The sequence below is a fragment of the Rhodococcus sp. EPR-134 genome (assembly GCF_001647205.1).
GTDB classification, from domain to species: domain Bacteria; phylum Actinomycetota; class Actinomycetes; order Mycobacteriales; family Mycobacteriaceae; genus Rhodococcus_F; species Rhodococcus_F qingshengii.
The window spans coordinates 1-8,039 of record NZ_LVCT01000015.1 but is presented as its reverse complement, the minus strand read 5'-3'; the positions used below and the strand labels follow the sequence as shown (position 1 = coordinate 8,039).

At 65.4% G+C, this 8,039-nt stretch carries 6 protein-coding genes; 3 read left to right on the top strand and 3 right to left on the bottom strand.

The genetic code is table 11. The annotated features are described in order from the left end of the window. On the top strand, positions 1-2,382 hold a 2,382-nt coding region (locus A2J01_RS00555; RefSeq protein WP_064111430.1), incomplete at its 5' end, for an NAD-glutamate dehydrogenase domain-containing protein. On the opposite strand, the gene A2J01_RS00550 is transcribed toward A2J01_RS00555, so the two are convergent. Further along, positions 2,359-3,876, bottom strand: coding sequence for a PucR family transcriptional regulator (locus A2J01_RS00550; protein WP_064111427.1), 1,518 nt, complete (start codon positions 3,874-3,876; stop codon positions 2,359-2,361). The genes A2J01_RS00555 and A2J01_RS00550 overlap by 24 nt on opposite strands. 128 nt (positions 3,877-4,004) lie before the next feature. On the opposite strand from A2J01_RS00550, the gene gabT reads away from it, so the two are divergent. Both gabT and A2J01_RS00540 read left to right on the top strand, forming a co-directional pair. After that, positions 4,005-5,369 (top strand): 4-aminobutyrate--2-oxoglutarate transaminase, encoded by a 1,365-nt coding sequence (gene gabT, locus A2J01_RS00545; RefSeq protein ID WP_007727077.1) that lies wholly within the window; start codon positions 4,005-4,007, stop codon positions 5,367-5,369. Position 5,370: 1 nt separating this feature from the next. Further along, positions 5,371-6,816: an NAD-dependent succinate-semialdehyde dehydrogenase gene (locus A2J01_RS00540; RefSeq protein ID WP_020968315.1), complete on the top strand. Its 1,446-nt coding sequence runs from the start codon at positions 5,371-5,373 to the stop codon at positions 6,814-6,816. Positions 6,817-6,868: 52 nt separating this feature from the next. On the opposite strand, the gene dszD is transcribed toward A2J01_RS00540, so the two are convergent. Both dszD and A2J01_RS00530 read right to left on the bottom strand, forming a co-directional pair. Continuing rightward, positions 6,869-7,447 carry an NADH:FMN oxidoreductase DszD gene (dszD, locus tag A2J01_RS00535; protein WP_003941189.1) on the bottom strand — a complete coding sequence of 193 codons (579 nt, stop codon included), beginning with the start codon at positions 7,445-7,447 and terminating at the stop codon, positions 6,869-6,871. 208 nt (positions 7,448-7,655) lie between these two features. Continuing rightward, positions 7,656-8,039 (bottom strand): YbaK/EbsC family protein (locus A2J01_RS00530; RefSeq protein WP_064111425.1); only part of this gene is annotated, 384 nt, incomplete at its 5' end.

The window sequence follows — 8,039 nt, the reverse complement described above, 5'->3', positions numbered from 1 at the left end:
ATCTACGTCAGCGCACCCAATGTCGAAGGCGTGCATCTGCGTAGTTCCTCCGTCGCCCGTGGTGGCCTGCGTTGGTCGGATCGATACGAGGACTACCGCACCGAGGCCCTGAGCCTCATGAAGACCCAGAGCGTGAAGAATTCGCCGATCGTTCCTTCGGGAGCCAAGGGCGCGTTCGTGGTTCGGGGCACGTCGTCACCGACTCCGGCGCAGGTGCAGGAGTCTTACAGCACCTTCATTCGCGGCCTGCTGGACGTGGTGGACAACATCGTCGACGGCGCTGCGGTACACCCGGCAGAAGTAATCGAGTACGACGGTGAAGACTCCTATCTCGTCGTGGCAGCAGACAAGGGGACCGCACGGTTCTCGGACGTCGCGAACGGCATCGCCGTCGAGCGTGGTTTCTGGCTCGGCGACGCCTTTGCTTCCGGCGGTTCGGCCGGCTACGACCACAAGGCGATGGGCATCACCGCTCGCGGCGCCTGGGTAGCGGTTCGACGGCACTTCGCCGAGCGCGACCTCGATGTCGACACCGATCCGTTCACCGTCGCGGGTATCGGGGACATGTCCGGCGACGTGTTCGGCAACGGAATGTTGCTCTCGCACAAGATCCGTCTGGTCGCGGCATTCGATCACCGCCACATCTTCATCGACCCGAACCCCGACACCGAGACGAGCTTTGCCGAACGCGCTCGCCTCTTCACCGTGCCGCGCTCGTCCTGGGACGACTTCGATCGCACCGTGATGTCGCCGGGCGGTGGCGTCTGGCCGCGGAGCGCGAAGTCGATCCGCCTTCCGCTCGAGGCGCGTGCGGCCCTCGGAATCACCGAGGAGAAGCTGACCCCGCAGGAACTGATCCGAGCGATCCTGTGTGCTCCGGTGGACCTGTTGTGGAACGGCGGCGTCGGTACCTACGTGAAAGCGTCGACCGAAAGCAACGTCGACGCGGCCGATCCGTCCAACGACGCAGTTCGCGTCAGCGCTGACGAGTTGCGTGCGACGGTGGTCGGTGAGGGCGGCAACCTCGGCTTCACCCAGCGTGCCCGCATCGAATATGCCGCTGGCGGAGGCCGAATCAACGCCGACTTCATCGACAACGCGGCCGGCGTGGCTACCTCGGACCGTGAGGTCAACATCAAGATCGCACTCGCAGCGTTGGACTCGACCTCGCGCAATGAACTACTCGCGGCGGCCCAGGACGAGGTGGCCGCATCGGTGCTCGAGGCCAGTGAAGATCAGACCCTCGCGATCAGCCTGGCCGAGCACCGCGCACCGGCCCTGCTCGATCAGCACGAGCGGTTGATCGAGAACCTCGTCTCGGCGGGCGCCATGAAGCGACTGGAAGAATCTCTGCCCGACGCCAAGGCGCTGGCGGTCAGGGCGCGTGCCGGGCAGGGTCTCCTGCGGCCGGAACTTGCTGTGCTGGTGGCGCAGTCGAAGAACGTACTGACTGCGGAACTGGGCGCATCGACGGTCCCGGACAATCAGATCTTCGCCGATCGTCTCCCGCAGTACTTCCCGCTCTCCGTCGTCGAGGCCGCACCGGACGCAGTCCGCGCACATCGGTTGGGCCGCGACATCATCATCACCTCGGTGGACGACGAACTGGTCAACCGCGTCGGCCCCGGCGTGCTGTTCCGGCTCGAGGAACACCTCGGAGTTCGCAGTCCGGAAGCGGCTCTGGCCTACGCCGTAGTCAGCGAAGTGCTTGGAACGGAGGACCTTCGACGTGAAATCCTGAACTCCGATCTCAGTGCCACCGAACAGCTGAAGGCTCTCGATCGCTTGCAGCAGCTGTTGGAATCCGAAATGAGCTGGGTGTTGCGCCGCCCGGGTGCTGCCGGCCGGTTCACCGTGAACCCGCGCGCCGACATCGATCGGTGGGCAGCCCCGGTGCGGGAACTCACCGACGGTTTGTCGGCAAGCGAGCGCATCGAGGCGTCTTTCGGAGCACTCGCCCTGGCAGACATTGCACTGCAGGAGAATACGACGGCCGCGGCCGCAGCCGCGATCTATCGGGAACTCTCCGACGCTCTCGATCTGGGCGATGTTCTCGGCGGCGTCGACGTCGCCGTCGGTGCCTCGCATTGGGAGGTCATGGGCAGCGCTGCCGTCCACGCCAGGTTGACGGCGCGTTTCGCAGACCTCGTGTCCGGAGCGCTCGGAGAAGGTATTCCGGAGGTCGTCGAGCTGTGGACCGCCGCTAATCCGCAAGCGGTGCGCCGGTTCACGGCTTTGATGTCGAGTGTGAGCCGCAGTGGAGCGCTGGACACCGCCCGTCTCTGCACGGTCGACGCCGAACTCGAACTACTCGTCCGCGGTGCGTCGAGCTTCGCTTCGGTGCATGCGGAGGAGCGTTCAGCGGCCCTCCCAGGCGAGTAGCGATAGCAGTAGTTCGGCTCTGACCCTGGCCTGCCCGAGGTCGCATTGCAGCAGTTCCTCGATGCGTGCGATGCGGCCTCGGAGGGTGTGCCGATGAACACCGAGTTCGGCTGCGGCCGATTCCCATTGGCCGTTTGCCTCGAGATAGGCGCGCAAAGACGCGGCCAGTGCGGTTCCGTGTGCCTGGTCGTGTTCCGTCAACACCGGGATGGTGTCCGCAGCCATGGCGATCAATGCCTCACGGGCAGACTCGGATGCCAGAATCGTCGAACCACTCAGAGCGTCGAACTCGAGAATACGCGCCGTAGCCGTCGTGAGGTTGGCCGCGGCGCGGGCCTGGACGAGTGCGCGGGGTGCGTCGAGAAGACGGTGAGGGGTGCTGATTCCGGCACGCACCGTCTTCGCCTCGGTGGGGGAGAGCTGCGCCAGTAGTGTTTTGGCAGTGTCGATTGTGTCGGTTCCGCGAAGGAGGACGGTCAGCGAACCGTCCTCGGATTGCGCGAACAATGGCCGGCCTGCTCGCGCGAGAGCGTTGTCGAGTTCGCGAAGAACGGGGCCGAGTCCGGATCCGCGAACGTGGACGACACGGACGTTGCCGTGCGTGTCGCTCGCTTCGTCCAAGTACGACGGCACACCGTCCTCGGGGATTCGGCCGTCGAGTAAGAGCCCGAAAGCCATGGCGTTGAGTCGAGTTCGCTCGGCCCGTAGTCGAACCGGTTTCTCGAGTTCGAGAGTGAGCAGCGAGACCGCATGCCCGAGCAACACTCTGTCGATATTGCTCAGGGGCCCGGCGCCCGCCATGGCGAGGTAGCCGTGCCAACTGTCGGTGACGCCGACGGGGGACAGTGTCAGCGTCCGTTCGGGTGTGCTCTGCGAGATCGACGCCGGAGCGTTGGGATCGCGGGTGGTGGCCGCGACCGCGCGAACCTCGGTGATCAACGACTTCTGGTTTGCCGGATGCACCGCGGTGATCCGATCACCGACAAACGCCACCGAAGTTTTTGTGGCCGTGGCTAGTTCACGCACGATCGCCGACACGCCACCGCGCAGTGCAACGCGGGTGATGCGCGTCTGTACTTCTGCCGCGCGGAGTACCGATTCGTATTCCTGCTGGCTCAGACGGGTCATCACCGCGCGCGTGACTGCCGCGAACGGGGTCGTGAACGGCACTTCCAGCAGGGGGAGTCCGCGGCTGCGGGCGGCGGCAATCAGGTCTGTGGGCACACTCTCGTGGGAAAGGCCGGTCCCGAAACCCAGAGCCGATACTTCTGCGGCGGCCAGACGGTCGATGTACTCGCTGTAGTCGGTGGCGTCCGCGCCCACCAGTGCCAGCCCGGTGGTGAGCACCAATTCGCCGCCGGAAAGCCACGGGGTGGGGTCCGTCAGCTCTGTGGCCTGCGCAAACGTGACGGGGTGGGTGGCAGCTGCTCGGTCGGTGAGCAGAGCCAGCGAGAGGTGTTTCTGGCGCAAGAGCCACGAGATCGGAACCGTCACCTGATCAAGGCTAGCTGTCGTTGCCGATATGGAGTAGCCCTGGAGCTCCGGGTATCCATTTCGGCAGTGCTTGCGGTGCTTCGCGCGTCGCATACTCGAATGCAATACACAACCGAGAGGGTGGTCACATGAGTGCAATCGAATACCGGCTTCCGCAGGAGCGTCGCATCGTCACGGAGTTCCCGGGCCCGCGCTCGGCTGCGCTCGCCGAACGCCGTAAGAAGGTCGTCGGCGCCGGCGTCGCATCCACCCTCCCGGTCTACGTCGCCGACGCAGACGGCGGAGTCATCGTCGACGTCGACGGCAACTCGCTGATCGACCTCGGTGCCGGTATCGCGGTGACCAGCGTCGGCGCCTCCAACCCGGCCGTCGTGTCCGCAGTTCAGGATCAGGTCGCGCACTTCACCCACACCTGTTTCATGGTCGCTCCGTACGAGGGCTACGTCGAGGTCGCCGAGCGTCTCGCCGAGCTCACCCCCGGTGACCACGAGAAGCGTTCCGTGCTGTTCAACTCCGGCGCAGAAGCCGTCGAGAACGCCGTCAAGATCGCCCGTCACGCAACCGGTCGCGACGCAGTCGTCGTCTTCGACCACGCGTACCACGGCCGCACCAACCTCACGATGGCACTGACGTCGAAGTCCATGCCGTACAAGAGCGGCTTCGGTCCGTTCGCCCCCGAGGTCTACCGCGTCCCGATGTCCTACCCGTACCGCGAGGGCCTCAATGTCGACGGCTCCAAGATCACCGGTGAGCAGGCCGCTCAGCGCGCCATCACGATGATCGAGAAGCAGGTCGGCGCTGCCAACACGGCCGCCATCCTCATCGAGCCCATTCAGGGTGAGGGTGGATTCATCGTTCCCGCAGAAGGATTCCTCCCGACGCTCGTCGCGTGGGCCAAGGAGAACGGCGTCGTCTTCATCGCCGACGAGGTTCAGGCAGGCTTCGCTCGTACCGGCGCCTGGTTCGCCAGCGATCACGAGGGCATCGTGCCCGACCTGGTCACGCTCGCCAAGGGCATCGCAGGCGGCATGCCGCTCGCCGCTGTCACGGGCCGCGCCGAGCTCATCGACGCTGTCCACCCCGGCGGCCTCGGTGGCACCTACGGCGGTAACCCCGTCGCCTGCGCCGCTGCATTGGCGTCCATCGACCAGATGCGTGAGCTCGACCTCTGTGGCCGCGCACGCACCATCGAGTCGACCGTCGTCGGCCGAATGAACGCACTGGCAAAGGAACTCGACGTCATCGGCGACGTTCGCGGTCGCGGCGCCATGCTCGCCATCGAGCTGGTCAAGCCCGGTGGGCAGGAGCCGGACGCCGACATCACCAAGAAGATCGCCGCCGAATGCCTCGCTGCCGGCGTCGTGATCCTCACCTGCGGTACCTACGGCAACGTCATCCGTCTGCTCCCGCCGCTGGTCATCTCCGAAGAGCTGCTCGACGACGCGTTGACCGTCCTCGAGACCGCCATCCGCACTGCAGCACAGGGGAACTGACATGTCCAACGTCTCGGATCTTCTCGACTCGGTACCCAAGGGTCTCTGGCTCGGCGGCAAGCTCGTCCCGGCCGAGAAGACCTTTGCGGTCTACAACCCGGCAACGGGTGAGGAACTCGCCCAGGTAGCCGACGCCACCGCTGCCGACGGTATCCGTGCGCTCGACCTCGCCGCTGCGGCGCAGGAAGACTGGGCGGCCACGCCGGCACGTGTACGCGGCGAGATCCTGCGCACCGCCTTCGAATTGCTGCACGCCCGCGCCGAGGACTTCGCGCTGATGATGACCCTGGAAATGGGTAAGTCGTTGGCAGAGAGCCGCGGTGAGGTCAACTACGGCGGCGAATTCCTGCGCTGGTTCAGCGAGGAAGCAGTACGCATCGGCGGACGTTTCACGCAGGCTCCGGCCGGCAACGGTCGCATCCTGGTCACCAAGGAAGCCGTCGGACCGGTCCTCGCGATCACCCCGTGGAACTTCCCGCTCGCCATGGGCACACGCAAGATCGGACCGGCGCTGGCTGCCGGTTGCACCATCATCGTCAAGCCCGCCGAGGACACGCCGCTGACCATGCAGCTCCTCGGTCAGGTGTTCGCCGATGCCGGTCTGCCCGACGGTGTGCTCTCGATCCTCCCGACGTCCGACGCGGCCTCCATCAGTGGGCCGCTGATGGAAGATGCGCGTCTGCGCAAGGTCACCTTCACCGGCTCCACTGGCGTCGGAAAGTTGTTGGTGCGCAATGCTGCTGACAAGCTGCTCCGCACGTCGATGGAACTCGGTGGCAATGCGCCGTTCATCGTCTTCGACGACGCCGACATCGACGCAGCTGTCGACGGCGCAATGCTCGCGAAGATGCGTAACGGCGGCGAGGCCTGCACCGCGGCCAACCGCATCTACGTCGCCAACTCGGTGCGCGAAGAGTTCACCGACAAGTTCACCGCCAAGGTTGCGGCCTTGAAGGTGGGCGCCGGTGACGCCGAGGGCACCAACATCGGACCGCTGATCAACACCAAGCAGCTCGCAACCGTCACCGGACTCGTCGACGACGCGGTGTCCAAGGGCGCTCGCGTTCGCACCGGTGGATCGGCGCCCGAAGGAGCCGGCTTCTTCTTCACCCCGACCGTTCTGGATCAGGTGCCCGCCGACGCGCGCCTGCTGAAGGAAGAGATCTTCGGACCCGTTGCGGCAGTGGTCGGTTTCGACACCGAAGACGAAGCGATCGCGGCTGCGAACAACACCGAGTACGGTCTCGTGGCGTACTTCTACACCCGCGACATCGACCGTGCAATGCGCGTCTCGGCCAAGCTGGACACCGGCATGGTGGGCGTCAATCGCGGCGCGATCTCCGATGCTGCCGCGCCGTTCGGTGGGGTGAAGGAATCGGGCTTCGGCCGTGAAGGCGGAACCGAGGGTATCGACGAGTATCTCGATACCAAGTACGTAGCGCTCTAACTTGCTGTGCGCCTTTATTAACCGCGGGCGGTTAATAAAGGCGCACAGTTGTCTATTGACCCAACGGAGTCGGGCGGTAGTACTTGCCCTCGTGGTAGAGCAGCGGTGCGGCAGCGGATTCGTCGTCTTCTTCGGCGTGAACCCGCGTGACGAGTCCGATGACCAGCGTGTGGTCGCCTACAGGGATCAACTGGTCGACCTTGACGCGCATCCAGCTGGGGGTGCCGTGCAGCACCGGCTCCCCGGTGTCGAGCACTGCCCACAGTGACTCGTCTGCAAAACGCTGATCGGCACTACGCGCAAAGCGCTGGGCCAGATGCTGCTGATGTTCGCCGAGAAGGTGGATCACCAAGGACTCGGCTGCCTTGAGCGCATTGATGCTCGACGACGTCTCCGCGATGTTGAACGAGACGAGCGGCGGCTCGAGGGAGACGGACGAGAACGAAGTGGCGGTGAAACCCACCGGGCCGGTACCCGAATCGAGGGTCACGACGGTGACACCGGCGGGGTGGCGGCGAAGCGCAGCGCGGTAGTCACCGGCGCAGATGCCGGTGGACAACTCGGGCGTCGCTGCTACTTCGGGGACGTCGGGGGTGGTGTGGCTGGAAACGGCATTCGGCTTGTCAGACAACGGGAACTCTCCGGCTGGAACTCGAGGTGTGCGGTGTGGTCGAGGTGACTGCGCTCGGCATACACAGACATGCGTCGGTGCGGCACAGATCTACGTGCCGTCGACGCCAGTGGTTGCCGGCCGGGGTCCTGGTTGCAGTGCACATGGTGCGTCCAACTATAGGTGGACGCACGTCTGAGTGGTTTCGGACCGGGTTGGCTGAAGTGCTTCAGTCCATGTCGACGGCGAGGCCGGCGGTGATTCGGAGGAGTTCGGAGTACGTCGTGCGAAAGACCGTGTTGGGGTGCCCGGCGGCTGCCCACAACTCGGGGTACTGCTCGAGGGCGGTATCGACGTACGTCGGCAGGTTGGTGGGATGCCCGAGCGGAGCGACCCCACCGATCGGCTGGCCCGTCGCGGACTTCGCCATCTCCAGCGGCGCCCGCGTGAGCTTGCCTTCGAGGCGTTCGCCGGTGGCCTTCAGATTCACCTGATGCGCGCCGGAGACCAGCAGCAGGACCGGATCGTCGTCGAGAAGGAACACCAGTGACTTGGTGATCGCGCCTACCTCCACCCCGACGGCCGCCGCTGCCTCGGCCGCGGTGTGCGTGGC

Bases quoted from the DNA above. Each gene is read 5' to 3' on its own strand.
- gabT (WP_007727077.1), top strand. From the start codon at position 4,005: ATGAGTGCAATCGAATACCGGCTTCCGCAGGAGCGTCGCATCGTCACG.
- A2J01_RS00540 (WP_020968315.1), top strand. From the start codon at position 5,371: ATGTCCAACGTCTCGGATCTTCTCGACTCGGTACCCAAGGGTCTCTGG.